This is a genomic window from Pseudofrankia coriaricola (assembly GCF_001854805.1).
Classification (GTDB): Bacteria; Actinomycetota; Actinomycetes; order Frankiales; family Frankiaceae; genus Pseudofrankia.
Genome location: NZ_MBLO01000240.1, coordinates 1 through 25,534 on the forward strand (window position 1 = coordinate 1; position 25,534 = coordinate 25,534).

General features: G+C 70.2%; 21 protein-coding genes. 16 read left to right on the forward strand and 5 right to left on the reverse strand.

Going from position 1 to position 25,534, the window contains the following annotated elements:
• Both BCD48_RS32690 and BCD48_RS32695 read left to right on the forward strand, forming a co-directional pair.
• Positions 1–3,438, forward strand: a 3,438-nt coding sequence (locus BCD48_RS32690; RefSeq protein ID WP_071052249.1) for an RHS repeat-associated core domain-containing protein, incomplete at its 5' end; no start/stop codon positions are given.
• Positions 3,439–3,455: 17 nt separating this feature from the next.
• Entirely contained in the window at positions 3,456–3,710 is a 255-nt protein-coding gene (locus tag BCD48_RS32695; protein ID WP_241842174.1) for a hypothetical protein, read from the forward strand.
• 385 nt (positions 3,711–4,095) lie between these two features.
• Here the strand turns inward: BCD48_RS32695 and BCD48_RS32700 are convergent, their stop codons facing one another.
• Positions 4,096–4,422, reverse strand: a complete 327-nt coding sequence (locus tag BCD48_RS32700; protein ID WP_071052250.1) for a hypothetical protein — start codon at positions 4,420–4,422, stop codon at positions 4,096–4,098.
• A gap of 672 nt (positions 4,423–5,094) precedes the next feature.
• Between BCD48_RS32700 and BCD48_RS32705 the strand changes: the two genes are divergently transcribed.
• Positions 5,095–6,657, forward strand: a complete 1,563-nt coding sequence (locus BCD48_RS32705; protein ID WP_241842175.1) for an HNH endonuclease signature motif containing protein — start codon at positions 5,095–5,097, stop codon at positions 6,655–6,657.
• Between the two features lie 169 nt (positions 6,658–6,826).
• Here the strand turns inward: BCD48_RS32705 and BCD48_RS32710 are convergent, their stop codons facing one another.
• Positions 6,827–7,960: an epoxide hydrolase family protein gene (locus BCD48_RS32710; RefSeq protein ID WP_071052252.1), complete on the reverse strand. Its 1,134-nt coding sequence runs from the start codon at positions 7,958–7,960 to the stop codon at positions 6,827–6,829.
• 254 nt (positions 7,961–8,214) lie between these two features.
• A complete protein-coding gene (locus BCD48_RS32715; RefSeq protein ID WP_071052253.1) occupies positions 8,215–8,670 on the reverse strand; it encodes a tellurite resistance TerB family protein in 456 nt (151 codons plus the stop codon).
• 201 nt (positions 8,671–8,871) lie between these two features.
• Here BCD48_RS32715 and BCD48_RS32720 point away from each other — a divergent pair, with 201 nt between their 5' ends.
• From BCD48_RS32720 to BCD48_RS32775, 12 genes are all read left to right on the forward strand, one after another.
• A complete protein-coding gene (locus BCD48_RS32720) occupies positions 8,872–9,351 on the forward strand; it encodes a PPOX class F420-dependent oxidoreductase (RefSeq protein WP_071052254.1) in 480 nt (159 codons plus the stop codon).
• 176 nt (positions 9,352–9,527) lie between these two features.
• On the forward strand, positions 9,528–10,634 hold the full coding sequence (locus tag BCD48_RS32725) for an ABC transporter ATP-binding protein (RefSeq protein ID WP_071052255.1): 1,107 nt from the start codon (positions 9,528–9,530) through the stop codon (positions 10,632–10,634).
• Positions 10,635–10,870: 236 nt separating this feature from the next.
• Positions 10,871–12,118, forward strand: a complete 1,248-nt coding sequence (locus BCD48_RS32730; protein WP_071052256.1) for an extracellular solute-binding protein — start codon at positions 10,871–10,873, stop codon at positions 12,116–12,118.
• A gap of 225 nt (positions 12,119–12,343) precedes the next feature.
• A complete protein-coding gene (locus tag BCD48_RS32735) occupies positions 12,344–13,231 on the forward strand; it encodes a carbohydrate ABC transporter permease (protein ID WP_083419551.1) in 888 nt (295 codons plus the stop codon).
• A complete protein-coding gene (locus BCD48_RS32740; protein ID WP_071052257.1) occupies positions 13,228–14,055 on the forward strand; it encodes a carbohydrate ABC transporter permease in 828 nt (275 codons plus the stop codon). The genes BCD48_RS32735 and BCD48_RS32740 overlap by 4 nt, the downstream gene beginning before the upstream one ends.
• Positions 14,052–15,182, forward strand: coding sequence for an ROK family transcriptional regulator (locus BCD48_RS32745; protein ID WP_083419552.1), 1,131 nt, complete (start codon positions 14,052–14,054; stop codon positions 15,180–15,182). Before BCD48_RS32740 ends, BCD48_RS32745 begins: the two co-directional genes overlap by 4 nt.
• A gap of 215 nt (positions 15,183–15,397) precedes the next feature.
• Positions 15,398–16,327 (forward strand): ROK family protein, encoded by a 930-nt coding sequence (locus tag BCD48_RS32750; protein WP_241842176.1) that lies wholly within the window; start codon positions 15,398–15,400, stop codon positions 16,325–16,327.
• Positions 16,328–16,394: 67 nt separating this feature from the next.
• Positions 16,395–17,597, forward strand: a complete 1,203-nt coding sequence (locus BCD48_RS32755; RefSeq protein ID WP_241842177.1) for an N-acetylglucosamine-6-phosphate deacetylase — start codon at positions 16,395–16,397, stop codon at positions 17,595–17,597.
• Positions 17,597–18,382 carry a glucosamine-6-phosphate deaminase gene (gene nagB, locus BCD48_RS32760; protein WP_071052259.1) on the forward strand — a complete coding sequence of 262 codons (786 nt, stop codon included), beginning with the start codon at positions 17,597–17,599 and terminating at the stop codon, positions 18,380–18,382. The genes BCD48_RS32755 and nagB overlap by 1 nt, the downstream gene beginning before the upstream one ends.
• Before the next feature lie 241 nt (positions 18,383–18,623).
• Positions 18,624–18,902: a hypothetical protein gene (locus BCD48_RS32765; RefSeq protein ID WP_083419554.1), complete on the forward strand. Its 279-nt coding sequence runs from the start codon at positions 18,624–18,626 to the stop codon at positions 18,900–18,902.
• 304 nt (positions 18,903–19,206) lie between these two features.
• Positions 19,207–19,722 carry a hypothetical protein gene (locus BCD48_RS32770; protein ID WP_083419555.1) on the forward strand — a complete coding sequence of 172 codons (516 nt, stop codon included), beginning with the start codon at positions 19,207–19,209 and terminating at the stop codon, positions 19,720–19,722.
• A gap of 70 nt (positions 19,723–19,792) precedes the next feature.
• Positions 19,793–21,202, forward strand: a complete 1,410-nt coding sequence (locus BCD48_RS32775; RefSeq protein ID WP_071052262.1) for a zinc metalloprotease — start codon at positions 19,793–19,795, stop codon at positions 21,200–21,202.
• Positions 21,203–21,366: 164 nt separating this feature from the next.
• Here the strand turns inward: BCD48_RS32775 and BCD48_RS32780 are convergent, their stop codons facing one another.
• Positions 21,367–23,673, reverse strand: coding sequence for a phosphoinositide-specific phospholipase C-related protein (locus BCD48_RS32780; protein WP_491677188.1), 2,307 nt, complete (start codon positions 23,671–23,673; stop codon positions 21,367–21,369).
• A 243-nt stretch (positions 23,674–23,916) separates the two neighbouring features.
• Here BCD48_RS32780 and BCD48_RS32785 point away from each other — a divergent pair, with 243 nt between their 5' ends.
• Entirely contained in the window at positions 23,917–24,651 is a 735-nt protein-coding gene (locus BCD48_RS32785) for a DUF7873 family protein (protein ID WP_071052263.1), read from the forward strand.
• Between the two features lie 565 nt (positions 24,652–25,216).
• Here the strand turns inward: BCD48_RS32785 and BCD48_RS32795 are convergent.
• Entirely contained in the window at positions 25,217–25,531 is a 315-nt protein-coding gene (locus BCD48_RS32795) for a hypothetical protein (protein WP_071052265.1), read from the reverse strand.
• Positions 25,532–25,534: the final 3 nt, after the last annotated feature.

Below are 25,534 nucleotides of genomic sequence, written 5' to 3' on the forward strand. Positions count from 1 at the left end.
ATCCCCGCTGCCGGGCAGCGTGGCGTCGCGCTGCCGCTGGCGGCGGTCGTCGACCGGGGCGGGAACACGGTCGAGTTCGGCTACGACCTCGACGGTGATCTGGCGCAGGTCTCGCACTCCGGCGGCTACCGGCTCGACATCGAGACCCGCGATCACCTGGTCACCGCCGTGCACATTGTTGCGGCCGGTGGTGAGCCGGCCCGCGAGCTGGTCGGTTACCGCTACGACGGCGCGGGTCGGCTCACCCACATCGTCAACTCCTCCGGCCAGGCGCTGCGGTTCGACTACGACACCGACAGCCGGATCATCCGCTGGGCCGACCGCAACGGCACCGAATACCGCTACACCTACGACGCGTCCGGCCGGGTGATACGCACCGAGGGCTCCGACGGTTACCTCGACGGCACGATCACCTACGACGAGACGGCCCGGATCACCCGGGAGACGAACTCCCTCGGCCACGTCACCGAATACCACTTCACCGGCCGGCTGCGCCCGCTGCGCCAGGTCGACCCACTCGGCCGGACGACCACGTTCGCCTGGGACGCGTCCGACAACCGCACCGCCGAGACCGACCCACTCGGGCGCACAGTGCGCTACCGCTACGACGAGGCCGGCAACCTCACCGAACTCGAACGCCCCGACGGCACGGCCGTCACCACCACCTGGAACGAGCAGCGTCGCCCGGTCACGACCGTCGACGCCGATGGTGCCCGCGTCGAGCGGGAGTACGACGCCGCCGGCAACCTGACGGCCATCGTCGACCCCATCGGCGCCCGCACCCGTTTCCTCTATGACGGCCGCGGCCGGCTGATGGCCGTCACCGATGCGCTCGGCCGGGTCACCCAGATCGAGACCGACCCCGCTGGCATGCCCATCGCTGTGATCGACCCGGCCGGCGCGGCCACTTCCTACGAGCGCGACGCCCTCGGCCGGATCATCACCGTGACTGACCCGATCGGCGGGATCACTCGCTTCACCTGGACACCAGAGGGCCGGCTCACCGCCCGCACCCTGCCCGACGGCGCCGCCGACACCTACCGCTACGACGCCGAGGGCAACCTCGTCGAACACACCGACCCGGCCGGCCTGACCACCACAACCGAGGTCACCCACTTCGACCTGCCCGCCACCCGTACCAGCCCCGACGGCGCCCGGCTGACCTTCGACTACGACACCGAGCTACGCCTGATCGCCGTCACCAACCCGCAGGGTTTGGTCTGGCGCTACGACTACGACCCGGCCGGGCAGCTCGTCACCGAGACCGACTACAACGGCCGGACCCTGCGCTACGGCTACGACCCGGCCGGTCAGCTCACCACCCGGACCAACGGCGCCGACCAGACCGTCACCTTCACCCGCGACCTGCTCGGCAACGTCCTCGAGAAACACGGCCCGACCGGCGTGACGGCATTCGCCTACGACCCCGCCGGCCAGATGGTGCGGGCGACCGGCCCCGACGCCGAGGTCACCTTCGAACGCGACCCAGCCGGACGCGTCGTCACCGAGACTATCGATGGCCGTCGCGTCGTCTCCGAGTACGACTCGCTGGGCCGACGGATCCGCCGCACCACCCCGTCGGGAGCGGTCAGCCACTGGGAATACGACCCCACAGGCCGACCCCTCGCCCTACACACCGCCGGACAGACCCTGCGCTTCACCCACGACGCCGCCGGCCGCGAAACCGAACGACTCCTACTACCCGGCAGTCCGGGCACCGGCAATTCGGCACGGGACACGTTGAGACCCACTGGCTCGGGATCGGGTAGTTCGGGATCGGGTAGTTCGGGATCGGATGGTTCGGGCACGGCCGTCGCACTCACCCAGACCTGGGACACCAATCACCAACTGCTATCCCAAACCATCATCGCCGGCCCACTGGAATCGTTCGGAACGGTATCCGCGAGCCTCGCCCGCCCGGCCGGCGCGGCGGTGACCCAGTTGCTGCAACGACGGGACTTCAGCTACAGCCCCGACGGCTATGTCACCGAAATCGACGACCTCACCAGCGGCCTGCGCTACTTCGACCTCGACCCGATGCGCCGCATCACCACCATCACCGGCACCGACTGGCAGGAGCGCTACGCCTACGACACCGTCGGCAACATCACCAACGCCACCTGGCCAACACCCAGCCCGACAGCCGACCCGCTGACGGCCGGGCCAGCCGTCAGCGGCGGCGATGGCCGTGGCGATCGCGAGGACGACGAGCGGGGCGAGCGCGAATACAACGGCGCCCTGATCCGCCGCGCCGGCGCGGTCCGCTACGAACACGACGCCCAGGGCCGCATCACCCTCCGCCAACGCAAACGCCTCTCCGCCAAACCCCGCACCTGGCGCTACACCTGGGACGCCGACGACCGCCTGACCACCGTCACCACCCCCGACGGCACTATCTGGCACTACCGCTACGACCCCTTCGGCCGCCGCACCGCCAAACACCGCCTCACCACAAACGGAACGATCGCCGAACGAACTACCTTCACCTGGGACGGCACACTCCTCGCCGAACAGCACCACACCCCGGAACCCGACGGTGTCGGGGACGTAGACGGCGGCTCCAGCGGCCGCTCCGGCAGCGTTGTCGACGGCGGAGGTGTTACCGGGAGTGTCGCTGCCAGCGCCGCCGCCGGCCTGGTCGGCGGTAGCAACGGGCCCGGCGGGGGCGCGGGCGGAACGAACGCCGACGGCCTCGACGGCTTCGACAGCGTCGGGTCGTCAGTGACCACCTGGGACTGGGAACCTGACACGTTCCGACCCCTCGCCCAGTCCGAACGCCGCCCCTCCGACGGCACCGACCAGACCTGGTTCGACACCCGCTTCCACGCCATTGTCACCGACCTCATCGGCACCCCCACCGAACTGATCGCCCCCGACGGCACCCTCGCCTGGCACCCCCACACCACCCTCTGGGGCGTCACCGCCCCACCTACCCCCGACACCCCCACCTGCCCGCTACGCTTCCCCGGCCAATACCACGACCCCGAATCCGGCCTCAACTACAACTATTACCGCCACTACGACCCCGGGACCGCCCGCTACGAAAGCCCCGATCCCCTCGGCATCGAGCCGGGGCCGAGCCCTTACAACTATGGCGATAATCCTGTTGACTGGTTCGACCCCCTAGGCCTCATGGGGTGCGAAACCGTCAGGATGCGACATTATACGAATGCACTCGGAAAAGAGGGTATCGTTTCAACCGGCCTCCTGAGGGCTAGCGACCAGAATAAAGTATTCATGGTCCCCGCGAGGGGAGGTCTTATGAGTCCGCGCGACGCAGAAAGGACACTAGGAATTGGACGCGGTCGCGGACGTCATGTTCTGGAGTTCGACATTCCTAAAAACCTGGTCAACAAGGAGTACAACTCTCGAATGAAAATCTACGAATGGACCGCCACCGGGGACCAGCAGGTGACCAACGTCACCGTCCTGCGGTGATGAACGAGATCGATAGGGTGAGCATCTCGATCGCCGATGCCGTAAACGCCTTTCGCGACCTGAACGAGCTTGTCGTCTCGTTCGACAGAATTGGTTCCCGAATCGGGAACGGCAGAAATCCGGCGATCCTCTACGGATATGTAGTCGACCACGATGTGACTCCGCGACTCGCCCGGCTCAGGGAAATACTCGGCGAGGCCCTCGAAGAGGCGTTGAGCGAAGAGGAAGTTGATCAAATAGGCGAATCTTCCTATTTCTACACCGACGATTGATTTCTAGCGAATCACTTCGACTCGGACTCCAAATTCGCGGTAGATGAATTCGTCATGCCAGGAACCGCCATGGCGAGCTGACGAAGAAATTGTCAGGGTTTCAGCTGGACGTCGAGGTCACCGGCTATCTCCTGCGGACGTCGGCAGCGCCATCAGGATCGCAGCGGCTGACTCAGACCTAGATCCGCCAGTAGCGCTGCTGGAGATCGTCGATGGGCTCCCTGATTGATCGACATCGGGTTGGGGGGCCGTTTTCCTTGTTCGGGGATGCCGGAGGTCCGGATGCGCTCCGGGGCAGCGGTTCCGGGTTCCTGTGTGCTGGGAGAGTGGCCCTGCGGTCGGGTGGGATGGTGCGACTGGTGCGCGGGTCGGGCTGGGGTAACCGTCAACTGGTGACGGGGCGCAGGGCGCGCAGCACGGCGAGGGCGTCGGTGATGAGGTAGCCGCGGCCGGCGGGGGCGGGGAAGAACTGGTCGGGTTCGAGGCGTAGGCCGTGGTCGCGGGCGATGTGGGGGCTGGTGGGGGCCAGCAGGAGGATGCCGCCGCTGGTCTTGATCTCGTTTGTGACCTTGAGCGGGGAGCGGCGCTGGCCGTTGAGGACGGGGGTGGCGTCGCCGCAGAGGATCAGGGCCTTGTGGCCGCGGGCGGCGGGGCTYGCGGCTTCCTCGAGCAGGGTGGGGGCCTCGGCGAAGTTCACGACGCTCGCGCCCACGGTGATCTGGTCGAAGTCGTCGACGACGACCGCGAACTGGCCGTCACCGAACGCCTCGGCGGCCTGCTGGAGGGATCTGGATCCGGAGTAGATCTTGTGATTGAACCGACTTCGTCGTGATCAACTTCTGGCCCTGAACCTGTGTCCAACATCGCCGTGTGGCTGGGCTGCGCGCGGTTAGACATGCAGTTTTGCCCCCTGCCGTCAGGGTCGCGTCGTCAAGGCGAATTCTCTTCTGTTTCTGCGTGAGACCGTGGATGAGCGTTCTTCGGGTCCCAAAATTCGGGGGGTTCACCCCCCGAAGGGTGCGAGCTGGACAGGTGTTCGAATGCGTGGTTTCGTTGGGACATGCCTGACGTGCCTGTTCCGGAGACCCCTCTTCCTGAGGGTCAGGCTGACCGTTCGCCGGTAATCCCGACCGGGTCGGTGGCCGGTATGCCCGTGGAATCGGCCAGGTTCGGTTTCCTGGACGATTGCGGCTGCGTGCGGGAAATCGAAGCAGAAGGTGCGAATGGGGCTCCTTCTGGCGTGAGCGGTCATGGCGTGGGTGTGAACGGCGCTGGCGGTGCGGATGCGAACGGTCCGGGTGGTGACTGGGCGGTTGTGGATGACGGCGCGGGTCCGGTCGATGGGGGTGAGGAGTGGCAGGGGCGGCGGCATCATGCGCTGGACGTGGCAGATGGGGTGGTCAGCGGATTGGAGAAGCTGGGCGGGGCGAACCTGTGGGCGCTGTCCGACGCGGAGGCGCTGGAGCTGCTCGACCGGGCCGAGCGGTCTCGCCGGCTGTTGGCGGCTCTGCTGCTGGCGGTGGTGCGGGATCTGAACGGCCGGGATCTGCGTGGCATGTTCGGCGAGGAGGACCTGCCCTCCACCGCCGACCTGCTGCGCTGGCATCTGAAGTCGCGCCCCGCCGATGCGCGGCGGACGGTGACCCTCGCCCGCGATCTCGACGGTCCCTACCGCCGCACCGGCCAGGCGCTCGCCGCCGCCGACATCAGCCACGAGCAGGCCACCGTCATCGCCGGCGCGCTCAACTCCCTACCCGGCGACACGCCCACCGAGCAGCGGGACTGGGCCGAGTCCTTCCTGCTTGACCAGGCCCAGCACCTAGACGCCGGCGACCTGACCCAGCTCGGCAAGACCATCCGCGGCCGCCTCCAGGACCAGCTCCACCCGCCCGGCAGCGACCCGACCGACGACGGTGACCAGGCCCGCCGCCGCGAGCTGCACCTCACCGACCAGCCTGACGGCACCACCAGGATTCACGGCACGCTGGACGCCGAGGGCGCCGCCGCGTTGCGCGCCGCCCTCGAACCGCTCTCCCGGCCCAGACCCCTCGGCGAGAACCCGGAAGACCACCGCACGGTCGCCCAGCTACATGCCGACGCCCTCATCGAGATCACCGAGCGTGTCCTGGGCAGCGGCACCCTGCCGCTCTCGCGCGGCACCCGACCCCACGTCACGGTCACCACCACCGTCGACGAACTGCTGGGCAGGGATGGGATGACCCCGGCCGCGACGGGCTACGGCCTGTCTCTGTCCCACGCCACATTGGAAAGAATCTGCTGCGACGCCGACCTCACCCACATCCTTCTCTCTCGGGAGGGAATGCCCCTGGAACTCGGCCGCACCCGCAGAATCGTCCCGCCCTGGCTACGCCGAGCCCTGGCGGCCAGAGACGGTGGTTGCGCTTTCCCGAACTGCCGAAAACCGGCCGCCTGGGCAGACGCCCACCACCTCGTCCACTGGCTTTCCGGCGGCGAGACGAATGTCGGTAACACCGTGCTGCTCTGTCCCCATCATCACCGGGTCATCCATCGCGATGAATGGAAAGTGATCATGGGAGAAGATGGCCATCCATACTTTATCCCGCCCTATTCGGTCGACACCCAGCAGAGGCCCCGGCGAAATCCACTCCACCGCACCATCGACCACCTCTACACCGGAATCTGGGAACCTCCAGCCCAGGCCCCCGGCGCTCGTCACGACGAGCCCGTTCGGCAGCCCACTCATGACTGCGGCGTCAGCGAAGCCGCCGGCGACTGGCACGAGTCCGGTGTCCACGACGGTCCGGATGGCACTTTGTTCGTCGGCCCTCCGCCCTTCGCCAGCCCTCGGCCGCCTTCCGCCAGCCCTCTGCCAGATGAGAGCGACGAGGGCCACGAAGACGACCGGCTAGCCAGCGAACCCGCATCTCAACCATGGCTCGGCTGGTCGGAACCACCACCGAACTGACCTCGGCAGCGCCAGTGGAAGGTGGATAGCGCTGCCGGGCAGCCGGTCAGGCCGCGGGCTCTCGCCGGTGCAGGCCCGGAAAGGTAAGCCACCAGCTGCCGTCGGCGGCGCCGGTCGCGTACGCGGAGCTGTGCCCCAACCTGGCGCGAGCCGCCTCGGCCCAGGCCGGTCAGCGGACCTTGGCGAAGAACGCGCGGAGGTCGGCGGCGAAAGGACCCGGCTGGTCCATGGCGATGAAGTGGTGGCCGGCGGGGTTGTCGTCCTGCCAGTGGAGGATGGTGTTGTGGCGTTCGGCGAGCCGGCGGATTCCCGGCGGTCCGCTGTAGACGCCGGTCGGCACCGCGGTCTGTCCTTCCGGCCAGCTGGAGCCGGTGCTGTCGTAGTACGGCCAGGCCGACGTCCCGAACGTTCCGGTGAACCAGTACAGGCTCACGTTCGTCAGGAACAGATCCCGGTCGATCACCTGGTCCAGCGGCCGGCCTGACGCGTTGAACTCGTGGAACTTCTGGGTCATCCAGGCCAGCGCGGCGAGCGGGGAGTCGTGCCACCCGTACGCGAAGGTCTGGGGTGCCGCCCGCAACAGCGCGTGATGGTCGACGCCGCTCGCCCAATCCTGCGACATCATGCTGGCGTACGCCGCCCGCTCGTCCTCGGTCATCTCCGGAAGGTCCTTCTCGGTGGGGAAGCCGAGACCGCTGACGACGTAGACGCCCACCACCCGGTCCGGTGCCGCCCTGGCCATCTCCGGGGCGACGTAGGCCCCGAAATCCCCGCCCTGCGCGCCGTACCGCTCGTAGCCGAGGCGGCGCATCAGCTCCACCCACATCCGGGCCACCCGAGCCGCGGTCCAGCCGGTCTCCCGCGGCGGCGCGGAGAATCCGAACCCCGGCACGGAGGGCACGACGACGTGGAATGCCTGGGCCGGGTCACTCCCATTGACGCGGGGATTGGTGAGGTGGTCGATGAGACCGGCGAACTCCACGAACGAGTTCGGCCAGCCGTGCGTGAGGACGATCGGCAGCGCGCCGGGCTCGGGCGAGCGTACGTGCAGGAAATGGATGTCCTGACCGTCGATCTCCGTCATGAACTGCGGGAACTCGTTCAGGAGAGCCTCGTGCCGGCGCCAGTCGTAGCTGTCGCGCCAGTAGTCGGCCAGTTCACGGAGGTAGGCGGCGGGGACGCCGCGGCTCCAGCCATCGCCGGGCAGCCGCCGCGGCCACCGGGCGCGGTCCAGCCGGTCGTTCAGGTCGTTCAGGTCCGCCGTGTCGATCTCGATCTGAAACGGGCGGGTCTCGGCGTTCATGTCTCTCCCGGCTCGTCGAGGCGATGGGATCAACGGTAGAAGCTCTTTAGGCCGAAACCTGTCCTAAATGAGCGGCCGGGAACGCGCGGCCGCGCAAAAACCCTCCCGGTTACGTCGCCGCGCCGGGATGGCGACCACCAGCGGTCACCATCCCGGCGGGCCTGACTCCAGGGTCGAAACGTTAGAGGCCGAAACGTTAGAGGCCGAAACGTCCCAAGTCGAACGTCCCAAGTCGAACGTCCGAGGTCGAAGAGCTAGAGGTCGAACTCCTCGGGGGAGAGGCCGACGGCGAAGCAGGCCTCGCGGACGACGGCCTGCTCGGTCTTGTCGAAGGTGCCGTCCGCGCCGCCGATGATGATGCCGATCTGGATCACGGCGCGGGCCTCGGCCGGCTTCTTCTTCGTCTTGCCGATCTCCTGGAGCACCGACACCTTGCCGAAGGCGAAGTCGGCCATCAGCTTGTTCAGGTAGTCATTGAAGCGCCGCTGCAGGTCGTCGGCCGGGAAGTTGTTGAGGACCTCGTTGGTCGCGATCAGCCCGGCCACTCGCTGGCGCTCCGCCGGGTCGACACTGCCGTCGGCGGCGGCGACCAGCGCGCACATCGCCATGCTCGCGTCGCGGAACGCCCCGCTCTTCAGGTCGTTCTTCTTCGCGACCAGCTGGGTCTGCATGCCCTGCGCCGACTGCCGCAACTGATTCCAGATTGCCACCGCTGCTCCTTTGCGCGCGGCCGGCCCGGCGGGCCTGCCGGGCCGGTCCCTCGTCAGCCGCCCGCCGGATCACGGCCCGTCCGGCGTCGCCGATTCTGCTCAGTCAACGTCCGACGATCGCGGCGCGCTCCCGGCCGTCGCGTGCTCAACGTCAGCAACCGGTGTTGACCTCAACCATGGTTGAGCTCGCAGAGTGTCGCCATGATCTTCACCGAGGTTGAGCGTCGGTATCTCGCCACGCATCCGCTGGGGCGTCTCGCCAGCATCGGGCCCCAGGGGGCTCCGCACATCCACCCGGTCGCCCTATGGGTGGACGTCGACACCGAGACGATCGACATCGGCGGTCCGGCGCTGCGCCGCAGCCAGAAGTTCCGCAACGTCCAGGCCGACCCGCGGATCTCCCTGATCGTCGACGATCAGGCGAGTCCCGAGGAGTCGGTCGGGCCGGGCGGCCAGACGGGTCGGGGCCTGGAGATCCGCGGCGGCGTCGAGATCCTCGTCGCCGCGCGGCCGCTGCTGGCGGGGTTCGGCAACGACGTGCTCCGCGTCCGTCCACACAAGATCATTTCCTGGAACCTGGACGGGCCGGGTTACACCACTCGCGCCGTCTCGGCCGCTGCCGGCACGACCGCTCGCAAGGACTGGTCCTGGCCTCCCGCGGGCGGCGTCGAGACCGCCTGAGCGGCGCGGAGCCCGCCGGACCGTCGGGCGGCCGGGACCGCGGCGGCCGCTCGGCGGGGCGGCACAACGCCCGAACGGGCGTGTACGGTGTCATCTCGCCACGCGCCATGACAAGGCGCGGGTGTCTCTTCACAACGGATCGTCCGGCACGTACCTGCCGGTGGAGGGGAAACAAGATGGCGACCGTGACCTTCGAGAAGGCCGAACGGCGGTATCCCGGAGCGCCCACCGCGGCGGTCAGGGGCATAGATCTCACGATCGAGGACGGCGAGTTCATGGTGCTCGTCGGTCCCTCGGGGTGTGGCAAGTCGACGACCCTGCGCATGCTCGCCGGGCTCGAGGAGGTGACCTCGGGCCGCATCCTGATCGGCGACCGCGACGTCACCAACGCCCCGCCGAGGGACCGCGACATCGCGATGGTCTTCCAGAGCTACGCGCTGTACCCGCACATGTCGGTCTTCGAGAACATGGAGTACTCGCTCAAGATCGCCAAGGTGTCCAAGGAGGAGCGTGAGCGCCGGGTCAAGGCCGCGGCGGCGCTCCTCGGCCTGGCGGACTACCTCGACCGCAAGCCGAAGGCGCTGTCCGGTGGCCAGCGCCAGCGGGTGGCGATGGGCCGGGCAATCGTCCGGGAGCCCCAGGTCTTCTGCATGGACGAGCCGCTGTCGAACCTCGACGCCAAGATGCGGGTGCAGACCAGGACCGACATAGCGAAGCTGCAGGCCGACCTCGGTGCCACGACGGTGTACGTCACCCATGACCAGGTCGAGGCGATGACGATGGGCGACCGGGTCGCGGTGATGAACGAGGGCGAGCTGCAGCAGGTCGCCGCGCCCATGGAGCTCTACCGCCGTCCGGCCAACCTCTTCGTCGCCGGCTTCATCGGCAGCCCGCAGATGAACCTCCTGCCGGCGACGGTGACCGGAGGCTCCGTCCGGCTCGGCGAGTACGCCCTGCCGCTCACGGCCCCGGCGCTGGCGAAGCTGCCCAGGGACCTGACCGTCGGCCTGCGCCCGGAGGCTTTCCAGGTCGTGCCTGACGGCGGCCTCCTGCTGGACGTCGTGGTCGTCGAGCACCTCGGCTCGGACTCGTACGCCCACGGCACCGTGACGCTGGGCGACGGGACGGCAGGGGAAGGGACGCTGGGCGAGGGGACCCGCAACCTGGTGGTCCGGGTCCCGTCCCGGCAGGAGGTCGCCAAGGGCGACCGGCTCCGGGTGGCCGTGGACGGCGGGGACATCCACCTCTTCGACACCGTCACCGGTCTGCGTCTGGACGTCTGACCGCGGGCTCGCCCCGGCGGTCCGCGCCGGGGCGAGCCCGGTGCGGGGCGGTGCAGGGCAGGGCGGTGCAGGGCAGGGCAGCACGGAGTGTCGTTACGTTCCGGTGAAACCGGAAGATTCCTCTTGACTGGAATAAGTAAGGCTGGTCAACTAACAAACCATCGCTGGGCGGTCGATCGGCCGGACAGCCCAGACAGCTCCGTGACAGCCAGTGACAGCCAGGAGACGGGAGTCCGATGAAGAAGAAGCTCACCGGTCGGGTCGCGGGCGGCGTCGCGCTCGTGGCGGCGACCACGCTCGCGCTGACCGCGTGTGGCGGTGGCGGCTCGTCCGGCGACGGCTCGACCACGCTCAAGCTCGTCGTCGCCGACTATGGCACCGGACCGGACAACGCCAGCTCCAAGTACTGGCAGGGCATCGCCGACGCCTTCCATGCGGAGCACGCCGACATCACCGTCAAGATCACGTCGATCCCGTGGACCCAGTTCGACCAGCAGGTCCAGACGATGATCCAGAACAAGCAGTACCCGGACATCACCGAGGGTGACTACTTCTCGAACTACGCCGAGGACGGCCTGCTTTACACCGCCTCCGACGTGCTGTCGAACCCTGGCAACCTGCTGCCCGCCTTCAAGGACCAGGGCACGTTCGAGGGCCAGCAGTACGGCCTGCCGTTCACGACGTCGAGCCGCACGCTGTTCTACAACAAGAAGCTCTTCACGCAGGCCGGCATCACCAGCGCGCCGAAGACCTGGGCCGACGTCCAGGCGGACGCCGAGAAGGTCAAGGGCCTCGGCCAGACAGGCTTCGGCCTGCCGCTCGGCGCCGAGGAGGCGCAGGCCGAGTCGCTGCTGTGGATGCTCGGTGCCGGCGGCGGCTACCAGGCGGACGGCAAGTACACCATCGACAGCGCGGCCAACGTCGAGGCCTTCACCTTCCTCAAGGGCCTGGTTGCCGCGGGTGACACCGAGCCGAACCCCGGCACCGTCAACCGCACCGACCTGTGGCAGAAGTTCGCGCAGGGCCAGGTGGGGATGATCAACGGCTCGCCGGCGCTCATCCCGATCATCCAGGAGGCCGGCGTGCTGCAGGACAGCGACTGGACCTCGGTCCCGATCGCGGGCAAGAGCGGCCCGCTCGCGACCACGCTCGGTGTCTGCGACAACGTCGCGGCGTTCAAGCCGAACGGCCACCAGACGCAGATCAAGCAATTCCTGGACTTCGCCTACCAGGACAAGTACCAGCTCCAGTTCGACAAGGAGTACAAGCTGCTGCCGGCCACCAGCACGGCGACCGCGGCGCTCGCGTCCGACCCGGTATTCGCGCCGTTCCTCACCGCCCTGCCCAAGTCGATCCAGTACCCCAGCGACACGTCGTGGGCGAACCTGAAGACGAAGATCCAGCAGACCATCGGCACGGCCGTGACCGGCGACCCGGCATCGGTTCTCGGTGACCTGCAGAAGTCGGCCACAGCCGGCAGCTAGGCCAAAGGGCACGCGACGATGGCGGAGCCTCGCGTGACCGGAGGCCATCCGAGCTAGCCCTAGCCCCTCGGGCTGGGTCCGGTCCCGGGCCGGACCCAGCCCGAGGCATGCTCACCCCACCGATTCCGGTACCGAAGTCCCAATACCGGAATTCCGGTACCGGAACGCCGGTACCGGAATGCCAGTACCGCTGTCCCAGCAGCCGAACCAGAACGTGAGGATCAGATGGCCGCCCTGCGTCGCCTGACGCCCCTGGCGTGGCTCGGCCCGGCGCTCGTGCTCATCGGCGTCGTCGTCCTGTGGCCCGTCGTGGTCATGGTGCAGTCGTCGTTCCAGCACATCGGCGGCGAGGGCTTCGTCGCCGGGTACAACGGCACCGACAACTACGACCGCCTCTTCCACGAGCCCGACTTCGCCGCGGTGCTGCTGCGCACGCTCGTGTGGGTGGTCGTGGTCGTCGCCGTGACGATGCTGCTGTCGCTCGGCCTCGCGCAGCTCTTCCACCAGCGCTTTCCCGGCCGCCGGGTGGCGCGGTGGGCGCTGATCGTCCCCTGGGCCGCGTCGGTGATGATGACGGCGCTCATCTTCAGGTGGGCGCTCGACCCCAGCAGCGGCGTCATCAACCTGTTCCTGCACCAGATAGGCGTCGTCGACAAGCTGGGCTCGAACCAGGCGCACTGGCTGGGCGACCCGCACCGCGCGCTGCCCTGGATGATGGCCGTGGCGGTCTTCGTGTCGCTGCCGTTCACGACATACGCGATCCTCTCCGGGCTGCAGGGCATTCCCGAGGACGTGTACGAGGCGGCGTCGCTCGACGGGGCGGCCGGGCTGCGCACCTACCGCGACATCACGCTGCCGCTGCTGCGGCCGGCGATCGTGGTCGCCACGCTCATCAACGTCATCAACGTCTTCAACTCGTTCCCGATCATCTGGGAGATGACGCGGGGAGGCCCGGGCTACCAGACGAGCACCTCGACCATCTACATGGTCGATCTCAAGCAGGGCAATGTCGGCGAGGCGGCCGCGATGTCGGTCATCAACTTCGCCCTGGTGATCGTGATCGTCGTGGTCTACCTGTCGACGACGCGCTGGAAGGAGCAGGTGGACCGGTGAGGACCTCCCGTGCCCGCACCGTGGCGCTCGCCGCGGGGGCGTACCTGGTCGCGATCGTCTTCCTGCTGCCCTACGTCGAGATGGTCATCACGGCCGGTCGGACGAAGAGCGAGCTGCTGGACGCGAACTACTTCCCGAAGCACTTCACGTTCTCGAACTTCACGTCACTGTGGTCCGCGGACGGGCTCGGCGGCAACATCTGGGTCAGCCTGCGGGTCGCCGGCGGCGCCACCCTCCTGGCGCTGCTGGTCGCCATTCCGGCCGGGTACTACACGGCGCGGCACCGTTTCCGCGGCCGCACGGCGTTCCTGCTCGTGGTGCTGGCGACCCAGATGTTCCAGCCGGCCGCGATGCTGGTCGGCCTGCAACGCGAGTTCGTGAACTTCAACCTGCCCTCGGCGACGGTCTCCCTGATCATCGTGAACGCCGGGTTCAACCTCGCCTTCGCGATCTGGATCCTCAACGCGTTCTTCTCCTCGATCCCGGTGGAACTGGAGGAGGCCGCGCAGGTCGACGGCCTCAGCCGGATCGGCGCGCTCGTGCGGATCACCCTGCCGCTGGCGGCGCCGGGCATCGTGACCGCGCTGATCTTCACCTTCATCACCGCCTGGAACGAGTTCCTGGTCGCGCTCACCCTCAGCCTCGGCTCGCCACCGGGCGACCGGCCGCTGACCGTGGCGATCGACGGGTACGTCGGGCAGTACTCCACCGACTGGGGCCACCTCTTCGCGGGCGGGCTCGTCGCGACCGTGCCGGTGATCATCCTCTTCGCGCTGATCGAGCGCCGCGTGGTGACCGGCCTGACGGCCGGAGCGGTCAAGTGAGCCTGGGAGCAAACGAGCGGTCCGGCGCCCCGCGCCGCCGCCAGCTCCGGCCGACCGGCAAGCTGCTCGCCGAGGACGCCAGGCGCCACCACCGCGCCCTGATGCTGCAGCGGCTCTTCAGCGAGGGCCCGGTCAGCCGCGCCGACCTCGCCCGCGCCACGGGCCTCACCCGCGTGACGGTGTCCGACCTGGTGGGCGGCCTGATCGACGACGGCCTGATCGTCGAGCTCGGCTCGCCGGCCGCGACGCGGGTCGGGAAGCCGCCCACCCTCGTCGGCATCGCCGCCGACGCGCGGCACATCGTGGCCCTCGACCTCTCACCCGACGACCGCATGATCGGTACGGTCCAGGACCTCCTCGGCGTGGTCAAGGCGCGCGTCGAGCTCCCGCGCGAGGGGCGGTCCGGCGCCCAGGCGGTCCGCCTCGCGGTGCGCCTGGCCGCGGAGCTGCTGCGGGCGACGGACCGGACGGTGCTCGGGATCGGCGTCGGCAGCCCGGGCATCGTCGACGCCCGCGGCGTCGTGCTCGACGCGCCCAACCTGAGCTGGCGCGACGTCGACCTCGCGGGCATGCTGCACCGCGAGTTCGGGGTCCCCGTCCACGTGGCGAACGACGCGAACACCGCCGTGCTCGGCGAGCACACGTTCGGCGAGGCCGGCGATGGCGACTTCCTGCTGCTGCGCATCGCGACGGGCGTCGGCGCCGGCCTCGTCGTCGGCGGCGTCCTCGTCCAGGGCCACGGGTCCGCCGCGGGCGAGATCGGTCATGTGATCGTCGACCCAGGCGGCAAGCCGTGCGCCTGCGGGCGGGTCGGCTGCCTGGAGACTGTGCTCGCCGTGCCCCGGCTGCGGGAGCGGGACCCGGCCGCGCTCGCCCAGGTCGGCGAGGTGCTCGGCGAGGTGCTGGCGCCGGTCGTCGGCCTTCTCAACCTGCACCAGCTCGTCCTCGCCGGCCCGCGGGACCTGCTCGACGGCGCGCTGCGCGACGCCGTCGACCGGACCGTCCGGGAGCGCACCATGGCGGTGACCACGGCGGATTTCGTGGTACGCACCTCCCCGCTGGGCGACGATGTCGTCCTGGCCGGCGCCGCGGTGCTGGTGCTGTCCGGAGAGCTGGGGGTCTCGTGAGCGCAGGAGCAAGCTCGCGGAGTGGACTTCCGAGGCGGACCTGCCGGATCGACTCCGTCGATCCGGCAGGAACCCCGGAGGAAGGCCGCGAGCCGGGGTCCCCGCGCGGCGCGGATGCCGGACCTCCCAGTTCGGCTACGCAAGCTCCGCCGATCCGGCAGGAACTCCGGCGCGGGGGGGCGGTGAGTGCGGCGACGGAGCGAACCCGAGACACCGTGAGCGCGCGGGTGGGGCTCGACATCGGCGCGACCAAGATCCTTGGGGTGGTCGTCGCCGAGGACGGGACCGTGCTGGCCCAGGCCCGGGAGATGACCGTCGCCGGGCCTGACGGGGTGCTGGCCTCCGCCGGAGCCGTGCTCGAACGGCTCGCCGCGGCGGCCGGCGGCTCGCTGCCGGAGGTCATCGGGGTCGGCGTGCCCGGCATCGTCGACCGCGGCGCCGGCGCGGTGAAACACGCGGTCAACGTCGGCCTGGGCGGTGACTGGTTCCCGCTCGCCGCGCGGATCGGCGCGCGGGCCGTTGACCTGCGCCATCCGGAGGCGGGTGAGGCCCGGGTGACGCTCGAGAACGACCTCAACGCCGCGACCTGGGGCGCCCACGTGCTCAGCGGGGCCGACGACCTCGCCTACGTGAGCCTCGGCACCGGGCTCGCGGCGGGCTTCGTCCTCGACGGCGTGCTGCGGCGCGGAGCGCACGGCGCGGCCGGCGAGATCGGGCACGTGCCCGCCGACCCGGCCGGCGAGCTGTGCTCGTGCGGGCAGAAGGGCTGCCTCGAACTGGTCGCGTCCGGCTCGGCCGTGACGGCCGCGTGGCCGTCGCCGGACCTGCCCGCCGCCCAGGCGCTGTTCGCGGCCGCGTCGGCCGGCGACCCGGCGGCGGTCGCGGTGCGCGACCGCTTCGTGCACGGGGTCGCCGACGCGGTCCGGATGCTCGGCCTGACCGTGGACCCGGCCGTGATCATCCTCGGCGGTGGCGTCGCGAACCTCGGCGCCCCGCTGCGCGACGCGGTTGCCGCGACGCTGCGCACGCAGGCGGTGGCCTCGCCGTTCCTCGCGTCGCTCGACCTGGCGAGCCGGCTGCGGCTGGTGCCCCAGGGCATGCCCGTCGGCGCCCTGGGCGCCGCGATGATCGGGGATGCCGGGTGACCGGGCAGCCCAGGTGACGGGCAAAGCTCAGGTGGCCGACAAAGCTCAGGTGGCCGACAAAGCTCAGGTGGCCGACAGAGCTCAGATGGCCGGCGACCTGCGCGTCGTCGGCGGCCTCGACGCCGCCGGCCGGCCGGTCGACGTAGCGATCGCGGGCGGCCTGGTCGCCGACCCACTGGCCGACCCCGCGGCCGGCGCGGCGGAGTTCGACGCCACCGGCTGCCACGTGCTGCCCGGCCTCATCGACCTGCAGGTCAACGGCGCCGGCGGGTGCGACCTGACCGACCGGCCGGACCGGCTGTGGGACGTCGCGGCGACGCTCGCCCGCTTCGGCGTGACCGCCTTCGCGCCGACCGTGATCAGCTCCTCGCCCCGGGCCCGCATGGCGGCGCTGGAAGCCCTGCGCGCCGGCCCGCCCGCCGGCTGGGCCGGCGCCGTGCCGCTGGGGCTGCACTTCGAGGGGCCGATGATCGCCCCCGGCCGCAAGGGCGCGCATCCCGAGCACCGGCTGGTGGCGCCGTCGGCGGCCGTGATCGAGGGCTGGTCACGGGAGGGAGGCGTCCTCATGGCGACAGTGGCGCCCGAGCTGCCCGGCGCGTTGCGAATCATCCGCGAGCTCGTCGCCCGCGGCGTGCTCGTGTCGGTCGGGCACACCGAGGCCACGGCGGCTCAGGTCGCGGCGTCGGTGGCGGCCGGCGCCAGGCTCGTCACCCACCTCGGCAACGCCATGCCGCCGCTGTCCGCCCGCGAGCCGGGACCGATCGGCGCCGCGCTCGGGGGCTCGGAGCTGGTCGCCGGTGTGATCGCGGACGGCCATCACCTCGACCCGCTCACGCTGCGGCTCGCGTGGCGCGCGCTGGAGCCCGATCGGTTCCTCGCGGTCACCGACACCACCGCCGCGCTCGGCATGCCCGACGGGCCGGCCAGGCTCGGGGACCAGGACGTGATCGTCTCGGGTGGCACCGTCCGCCTCGCCGACGGGACGCTGGCCGGCTCGGCCGCCTCGCTGCCACGGTGCCTGCGCACGCTGGTGGCGACCGCCGGCTGCGGCCTCGCCGACGCCGTCGCGTGCTGCACGTCGACGCCCGCCGCGCTCGTCGGCGACCCGTCCCGGGGCTGGCTTCGGACGGGAGCCCGCGGCGACGTGACGATCCTCGGCCGGAACCTCGACGTGGTCGCCACCATCGTGGCCGGCCGCGTCGTCTACGACACGAAGCGCGTAGTTCGCGACGCGAGCCGCACCGTCCACGACACGAACAGAAGGTCCTGATGGAGGTCGTGCCGCTCACGACGGCCGGGGGGGTCGCGGCGTTGGCGGCCGACGTCGTCGAGGCGCTGGTGCGCCGCAGGCCGGCCGCGGTGCTGGGGCTCGCCACGGGCTCGAGCCCGCTGCCGGCCTACCAGGAGCTGATCCGGCGCCGCCGCGCCGGCGCGGGCCCGTCGTACGGCGAGGTGACCTGCTTCAACCTCGACGAGTACGTCGGCCTGCCGCCCGACCACGAGCAGAGCTACCGCGCCACCATCGCCCGCGAGCTCACCGACGGGCTCGGCATCGATCCCGCCCGGGTGCACGGCCCCGACCCGGGCGAGGACGGCCTGGCGACGGCGGGGGAGCGGTACGAGGAACTCATCCTCAAGGTTGGCGGTGTCGACGTCCAGCTGCTCGGGATCGGCTCGGACGGCCACCTGGCCTTCAATGAGCCGGGCTCGTCACTGGCCAGCCGAACCCGGATGAAGACGCTCACGGCCCGGACACGCGCGGACAACGCGCGCTTCTTCGGCTCGCTCGACCAGGTTCCGCGGCACGTGCTGACCCAGGGGCTCGGCACGATCCTGCGGGCCCGCCACCTGCTGCTGGTCGCCACCGGCGCAGGCAAGGCGGAGGCGATCGCGGCCGCCGTCGAGGGACCGGTCTCGGCGTCCTGCCCCGCGTCGGTGCTGCAGCTGCACCCGCACGCCACCGTGCTGCTCGACGAGGCCGCCGCGTCGGGCCTCCAGCGGGAGGCCTACTACCGCGAGGTATACGCCGGTAAGCCGGCCTGGCAGGGGCTTTAGCCAGCCGATCGCCCGCCGGTCAACATCGCATTGCGGCTCCATCGGGAAGGTCCTATGGTTCGGATGTGCCAGCCGGATACAGCGGGTGATGAACACCCGGCCTGGCACTGACCCTACTTTGGCCATGGCGCCCGCGCCGCTGGGCGGTGTTCGCGCGTCAAGCCGTCGCAAACCACCGGCAATGTGCCCCAAGATACGTCATGGCGGGCGCCGAGCCGGAAGACCGAAACGGGAGCGAGCCATGCGGGATGGCGTGGGAATGGATCCGATGGGAACACCTCGCCCGGGAATGGATATCGCCGACCTGGCGGCGGAGCGCGCCGAGCTGCTACCTGAACGCATGACGCTGGCGGCGCTCGACAACGGTCGGTCCGATGGCACCGGGAACAACGCCCCGGTCAACTCGCCGGGCAGCAACAACGTCGTTTCCGGGTACAGTTCGTTTGTGCAGACGGTCGGCAACGCTGGTCCGTTCACCGAGTCCATCGTCAGCGGCGATACCTTCATAAACCAGTGGTGACCGCCGGGCGGGCGGAAACCGCCGCGGGCGCGGGCGTCCGTCGGTCCGCCCGTCCGAGCCGCTTTCCCGGCTGCCGTCGGCCGCGTTTTCCGACATTCTTCGAGGGCTCCCCGAGCCGTGGGCCACGCCGGCCGAGTCCGTCCGCCGGCCGGCCGGATTCTTCGTGCCCTGGGCGCGGATCGAACGGGCCTGACATCTTTTCTGGCGGCGGCGACACGCCCGCGAAAATGTTTTGAGCCGCTTCCCGGCGCGGCTAGCCTCTCGCTGAAAGTAGTCGTGGAGGCACCGGACCGGGAGACGGAAAATGAGTGAGGCCGGCGCGAAGCAATGGGACGAGCGAGTGGAACTGTCCGAGGAGCGGGCGGAGCTGCTTCCCGATCGAACCACCCTCGCCGCGATCGGGATCGGTGGGAGGGAGCTTGCCCCGGCCAGCGTCCCGGTCGGCTCTCCCACGTCGAGCAACTTCCCGATCGGCTCTCCCTCGTCGAACAACTCGATTGTCAACACCACCTCGGCGCCGGAAGTCACGGGCGGCTTCATGCCGGTCCTGATCACGCTGATGCCGAGTATCAACTTCATAGTCCAGAAGTCGGACCTCGACAGTCTCGGCGTCGGGCACGACTCCGGCGATGGGCACGTGGATGACGCTCCTGTCAACGATGGGCACGTGGATGACGCTCCTGTCAACGAGGGGCACACGGACCCGCCTGCCGACGACAAGAATATGAATGACTCTCCCGTCGGTGACGGCCACACGGATGACCCGTATGCGGGCGGTGGTGGATGGATGGACTTCTTGCGGAAGCTGTTCGGTGGATAGCGGATATTTCCCATGATCGATGTGGCGCCGAGGGGAAGTGCCGAACGGGAGCCAGGGGAGAGGATGCGCGATGATCGAGCCCGCGTGGCCCGCGCAGACTCTGGCCCCCGAGGCCCCCGAGGCCCCCGTCCGGCCCCGCCGGGCCGACGGACTGGCGCTGCTCGGCTTGTTCGCCGGGTCGGGCCTCGCGCGTCCCGTCTTTCTGGCGCGCCGTGCCGACGGTCAGGTCGCGACGCTCACCGAGCTGCTCGCGCGGATCATCGAGGCCGCGGACGGTACCCGCGATGTCACCGCGATCGCCGACCATGCCGGGCGGCGCTGCGCCCGCGCGGTGAGCGGCGCCGACGTCGCATACCTGCTGACCCACCGGCTCATGCCGCTCGGTCTGATCGCCGCCCCGACCGGTGTGACGCCGACGCCGCGGGCGAAGGCCCTGCTCGCGCTCACCGCCCGGCGCGTCCTGCTGCCCGCGCCGGCGGTGCACCGGATCAGTGGGGTGCTCGCGGTGTTCTTCCGGCCGGCGGTCGTCTCCGTACTGCTGGCCCTGCTGGTGGTCGCCGATGTCTGGCTGTTCGGTCGGCACAGCGTGCGGGACAGCGCCGCCATGGTGCTGGCCACCCCGTCGATGATCCTGGTACTGGTCGGCCTCACGCTCGTCTGCGCGCTGGTTCATGAGTGCGGCCACGCTGCGGCCTGCCGCTACGGTGGCACGCGGCCGGGCGTGATCGGTGTCGGCATGTACCTCGTCTGGCCGGCCTTCTTCACCGATGTCACCGACTCCTACCGGTTGAGCCGCTGGGGGCGGCTGCGTACCGACCTGGGTGGGATCTACTTCAACGGGCTCTTCGCGCTGGTCGTGGTCGGCGCGTTCGCCCTCACCCGGGCCGAGGTGCTGGTGATGGCCGCGGTCCTCGTCCACATGGACGCGCTGCGGCAGCTCGCGCCGTTCGTCCGGCTGGACGGCTACTACATCGTCAGCGACCTCGTCGGGGTGCCAGACCTATTCAACCGTATGGGTCCGGCTGTGCGCTCGGCCTGGCGGACGGCGACGCTCGCGATCCCGTCCAGGCGGCGTGCCCGGGCGGATGTGGGATCGGCGCCGGACCCGGGGCTGGCCGGGCTGACCCGGCGGGCCCGTCTCCTGGTGACCGCCTGGGCGCTGTACGCCGCGCCGATGATCGCCGTGAACATCGTCATGCTGGCGGTCTACGCGCCCTTCGTGCTGCCCCGGACGGCCTTGGCGGTGCGCGACGAGTTCGGCCGGGCGAGCCAGGCCCTGGCCGGCGGAGAACTGGTCGCGGCGCTCGCCGGGGCCGTAGGCATGGTGCTCGTCGCGTTGCCGGCGGCCGGGATGGTCTACGTGCTCGTCCGGGTCGGCCGGCGGCTGGTGCGGCTGGTGCGGGTGGCGTGGACGCTCCGGATGAGCCGGCGGCGCTCCGGGTGCGGCAGCCGGGCTGCGGCGCGGTCAGTCGGCGGTTGATCTTCAGGTCATCGGGCTGGAGCCGCCGGCCGTCCATCGGCGGGGGAGCGATCGCGGGAGACCGAACCAGGGCAGCGCGCCGTTCTCGAAGCGCGTCATCGCGCGGATGCGGTCCGCGGTCAGGCTCAGGACGACGCGTCACCGTCACCGGCCCGCGCCCGGCGCTACCTGGTTGCGGACAGGCCGTTGAGGGTGGCTATGGCCTGGGGGAGGGCGCCGATATTGGCGAAGTCGACGGCGACGAAGGTGGGGCGGCGGTCCCGTTCGCGTTCGCAGAGGCCCGCCCGGGCTAGGAGGATGCCGGTCGCGTTGTCGTCCAGTGCCGCGCGGCGGCTGGGGGCGGCCGCGGTCAGCCAGTGGTTGACCAGCAGGAGCTTGGCGTCCGCGGAGCCGCGCTTGACCGTGCAGCTGGCGAGGTCGTCCGGCGTGCGCGCGTCGAACGGGGTGTCCGAGGCGTAGCGGTAGAACGAGCGCAGGAAACTGCCTGGAGTGTCCTGGCTCTCGGTGAAGACCACCAGGCGGTGCCCGGAGGTGATCATCTCCCGCAGCGTCGGCCACTCGCCGCCCGGGTCGGCCGGCGGAGTGAACACCTTGCTCCCGAGCCCGGCCTGCTCGACCGCGCCGATGATCTCGCTGGCCGGGACCTGGTCCTGCAGGATCAGGGTGACGACCTCGGTGGGATTGCGGTCCATCCAGTCGCCGATCGCGCGCAGCTCGGTGGTGAAGTCGAGCGCGCCGAGCTGGCACATGTCATGGCAGAGCCACAACCCGGGCCGGGCCGAGACGGCGCCGCGGGTCAGCGGTTCCAGCGCCGCTCTGGTCGTGGGGTCGAGCGCGTCGAGGGCCCTGCTCACCTCCTCGGGCGTCGTCCAGTGATGGACGTCGAGCAGCAGGCCGCGCACGCCGAGGTCGAGCTGGTGAATGATCGACGGGTCCTGCGACGGGCCGAGGAAACGGTCCTCGCTGTTGGCCATGGCGTTGTGGCTCGCCGCGTAGCTGACCTCGTCGTAGTGCCGGTCACACAGCCGCGCCGACCCCTCGCACACCACGCGCGCGTCCGCCGCCGCGCCGGGGAACGCCGCCCACGTGACGGCGACGATGGCCGGGATGACGACGACCCCGATGGCTGCCAGCCGGCGCCGCCGGGTGTGCCGCTCGAGCCGCGCCGCCGCGGCGGCCAGCAGCGACAGCCCGGCGAGGACCGCGCCGAGTATCAGCATCCAGATGGCCAGGCGCAGGAAGTCGCTCTCGATGCCGCGGTAGGCGGTGGCGCCGAAGTCGGTCAGCACGGCGGCGGCGCCCTTGGGCAGCTTCGAACCGGGGGCGTCGAGGGAGGTCAACGGGTTCGGCAGGGCCAGCCGCATCGCCACCCCCAGCAGCAGCGATCCCACGCCCGCAGCCAGCCCCGCGTAGCCCAGCGCCCGCATCGGCGAGCGGCCGCGGGAGGTCGCCACCGCGGCGACGCCGACGAGACCGCCGAAGATCGCCACCACGCACGCGGCGCCGACCGGGAGCAGCAGCCCGGCGATGTCGTGCAGCCGGTCGATGGCCCGGATCGTCGGTTGGTCGCGCAGGTCCGACAGTGAGACGCCGAGGTTGAGGACGGTGCCGTCCACGAGCCTGCCGCGCAACTGCTGGATCGCCTGGTCGTCCCCCTGGAACAGCGGCGGGCCGAGCAGGGCCAGCGCCCCGGCGATGTCGCCGGACAGCAGCAGCGCCCGCGCCGGCTCCTGCAGCTGCGCCCTGGTCACCGGGTCGAACCGGGCGAGCACCGTGCCGAGTACCAGGTCGGCGTCCTGCGGGCGCAGTTTCATCGTCGGCAGCGACGTGGGCGGGCGGCCGGCGGCGACGTCGTTCAGCGTGGCGATCACGCCGTCGGTGAACGCGGAGACGTTCGACACCTGGTAGGTGGTGCCGGCGCCGAGCTCGCCGGCGAGATAGCGGTTCGCCAGGCCCGAGATGTTGGCGAACAGCGGGCGCATGTCGACGGTGAGCGTGATGTCGTCCGCGTCGCCGCGCAGGTAGGCGACCACCCGGCGGATCTGCTCGTCGGTCATCCCCTCGACCGTCGACGGCGGCAGCACCGTGCGCAGGTTGGCGGTGATCAGCGTCCGGTCGACCGGAAGGCCGGCGAGCAGGTCATCGACGGCGGGGTCGGGCAGGACCTCGGTGTAGACCCGGTCGTAGGCGTGCACGTGGCTCAGGCCCTCGGTGTAGAAGTTCGGGCTGAGCACGGTGGACCGCGCGGTGAGGATCACGACCAGCGGCAGCCAGCAGAGCACGACCAGCGCCGTCAGCGCGACCTGCGCGAGCCGCCGCCGGCCGGTGTCCACCCGACTGCCCGCCCGCTCGCCCGCGGGGCCGCGCCCGCTCAGGCGGGCGGCCAGCCCCGGCCGTTTCCGGGCGCCCTCCATCCCCGCCGTCGCCGGTTGTGGCGCCGTCGTTCCGTCCTGCTCCCCGAGCCGCCGCACGGGCCCCAACCTACCGAGATCCGGACAGTCCGACCGACGCCCCGGTGGAGGCCTTGGTCTCGGGCACCGACGGGCCGCGTGGTGTCACGTGGTGTCGCGTTGCCGACGGCCGGCGCCGGGAAAACTGTTCGGACATTTCGGCTGGTTTCGGTACTGTTAGCGAGTCCTGAGATCAACTGGCTCACCGGGCCTGGGAGAACCGTCCCGGTTCATCGGCCGCTTTAGTCAGCCCAGGGAGGTGCCGTGACCAAGCTGAACCAGATCATCGCGATCGAGAAGGGCGTGAAGGCGCGCGCCGCGCGCGAGTTCGCCGATCTGCAGGGTTCCACGCAGAAGGACGCCCTGCTCGCCGGTATCTCCCGGACCTACCAGCCGCGCGACGAGGACGGTGACCAGCTGCCGGCCGAGGGCACCAAGGTCCAGGTGCGCGTGGAAGAGGTGCTGACGCAGCTTTCCGCGGTTCTGACCCGGCTGTTCGACGTCGTCGCCACCAAGGACATCGCGAACCGCACGGCGACGGCCGATGTCGCCGTCGACGGCGCGACGCTGCTGCGTGATGTGCCGGTCACCTACCTGCTTTTCCTGGAGAAGCAGCTGGCCGACCTGCAGGCGTTTCTCGGCAAGCTGCCGGTGCTGGACCCGGCCGAGGACTGGGCCTGGGACCCGGCCGCCGGTGTCTACCGCACGCCGACGACGAAGACCGTGCGCTCCCGCAAGGTGCCCAAGGTGCTCGTCAAGTACGAGGCGACGGAGCACCACCCGGCGCAGACCGAGGTGTTCACGGTCGATGAGCCGGTCGGCGAGTGGTCGACGGTGAAGTTCTCCGGCGCCCTGCCCGCGGACCGGCGCAAGCAGCTGGTTGACCGGGTCGTCGCCCTCGCGGAGGCCGTGAAGGTCGCCCGCGAGGCCGCGAACCAGTTCGAGGTGACCGACCAGACCGTCGGCCGGCAGGTGCTCGACTACCTGTTTGCCCAATAGGCGCCGCATTCGGCCCGTCAGTGGATAAGGTCGCGGGCGGGCCGGAGACCGGTCTGGAGCAGACCGGCCCGCGGTAAACCGACCCCCTGCGGTAAACCAACCCACAGTCTCCCGCCTGGAGCGGCGGGACGCGCCCGGCGACGGGCGCGAACGCTGAGACTCATACTCAAGATCATAAAGGATGGTGACAGCGGGGGTTCGATTCCCCTCCCCGGCTCAGGCTTGCCGGGGTAGCCCAGTGGCAGAGGCAGCCGTCAATGAATCTTAGTCTCTCGCTCCACAACTGAAGACAGGCCATATCGCCAGGCCGGCCGACGTCCGGACAATTAAGGTCGAGGTTGCGGGTTCAAGCCCCGCGCGGTGCTCCACCTGCGCCGCTAGCTCAATTGGAAGAGCGCGACCCGTGTGATGCTGACCGGCCGCCAACAAAACGGACTGGCGTGCGCAACATGGCCATCCCTCGGGGCCCGGAGAAGGGTAGTCTCCGGGCTCCACCAATTCTCGAGGACCCGGTGCCGGTCGTCCATCGTGAGCGCCCGCCCGCCGGTGACGGCGAGCAGCCGGGTCACGCCTCCAGCGCGATCCGCGCGAGCGCGTCGGAGGCGGAGCCCTCGATGACGTGCTCCAGCTGGGCCGCGTTGATCTCGCCGACCCGGCCGATCGCCTTGGCGGCGAGGTGCTGCTTCTCGAAGTCGGCCATCGAGTCGAACTCGGCCTCCAGGACCATGTGGTGCAGCCCGCCGAACGCGGGAGCCCACATCCGGTACGGGGTCAGCCCGCCCGCCGCGTAGAGCTCGTTCTTCTCCCGCTGCAGCGCGAGAAACGCCGGCAGGTGGCCGTAGCGCAGCTGCCGGAAGACCTGGTGACGGTAGGAACCCATGGT

Excerpts from the sequence above, each read along its gene's own strand:
- BCD48_RS32710 (WP_071052252.1), bottom strand. The coding sequence starts at position 7,960 with ATGAACGCCGAGACCCGCCCGTTTCAGATCGAGATCGACACGGCGGAC.
- nagB (WP_071052259.1), top strand. The coding sequence starts at position 17,597 with ATGGAGGTCGTGCCGCTCACGACGGCCGGGGGGGTCGCGGCGTTGGCG.
- BCD48_RS32730 (WP_071052256.1), top strand. The coding sequence starts at position 10,871 with ATGAAGAAGAAGCTCACCGGTCGGGTCGCGGGCGGCGTCGCGCTCGTG.
- BCD48_RS32725 (WP_071052255.1), top strand. The coding sequence starts at position 9,528 with ATGGCGACCGTGACCTTCGAGAAGGCCGAACGGCGGTATCCCGGAGCG.
- BCD48_RS32735 (WP_083419551.1), top strand. The coding sequence starts at position 12,344 with ATGGCCGCCCTGCGTCGCCTGACGCCCCTGGCGTGGCTCGGCCCGGCG.
- BCD48_RS32720 (WP_071052254.1), top strand. The coding sequence starts at position 8,872 with ATGATCTTCACCGAGGTTGAGCGTCGGTATCTCGCCACGCATCCGCTG.
- BCD48_RS32775 (WP_071052262.1), top strand. The coding sequence starts at position 19,793 with ATGATCGAGCCCGCGTGGCCCGCGCAGACTCTGGCCCCCGAGGCCCCC.
- BCD48_RS32795 (WP_071052265.1), bottom strand. The coding sequence starts at position 25,531 with ATGGGTTCCTACCGTCACCAGGTCTTCCGGCAGCTGCGCTACGGCCAC.
- BCD48_RS32765 (WP_083419554.1), top strand. The coding sequence starts at position 18,624 with ATGCGGGATGGCGTGGGAATGGATCCGATGGGAACACCTCGCCCGGGA.
- BCD48_RS32770 (WP_083419555.1), top strand. The coding sequence starts at position 19,207 with ATGAGTGAGGCCGGCGCGAAGCAATGGGACGAGCGAGTGGAACTGTCC.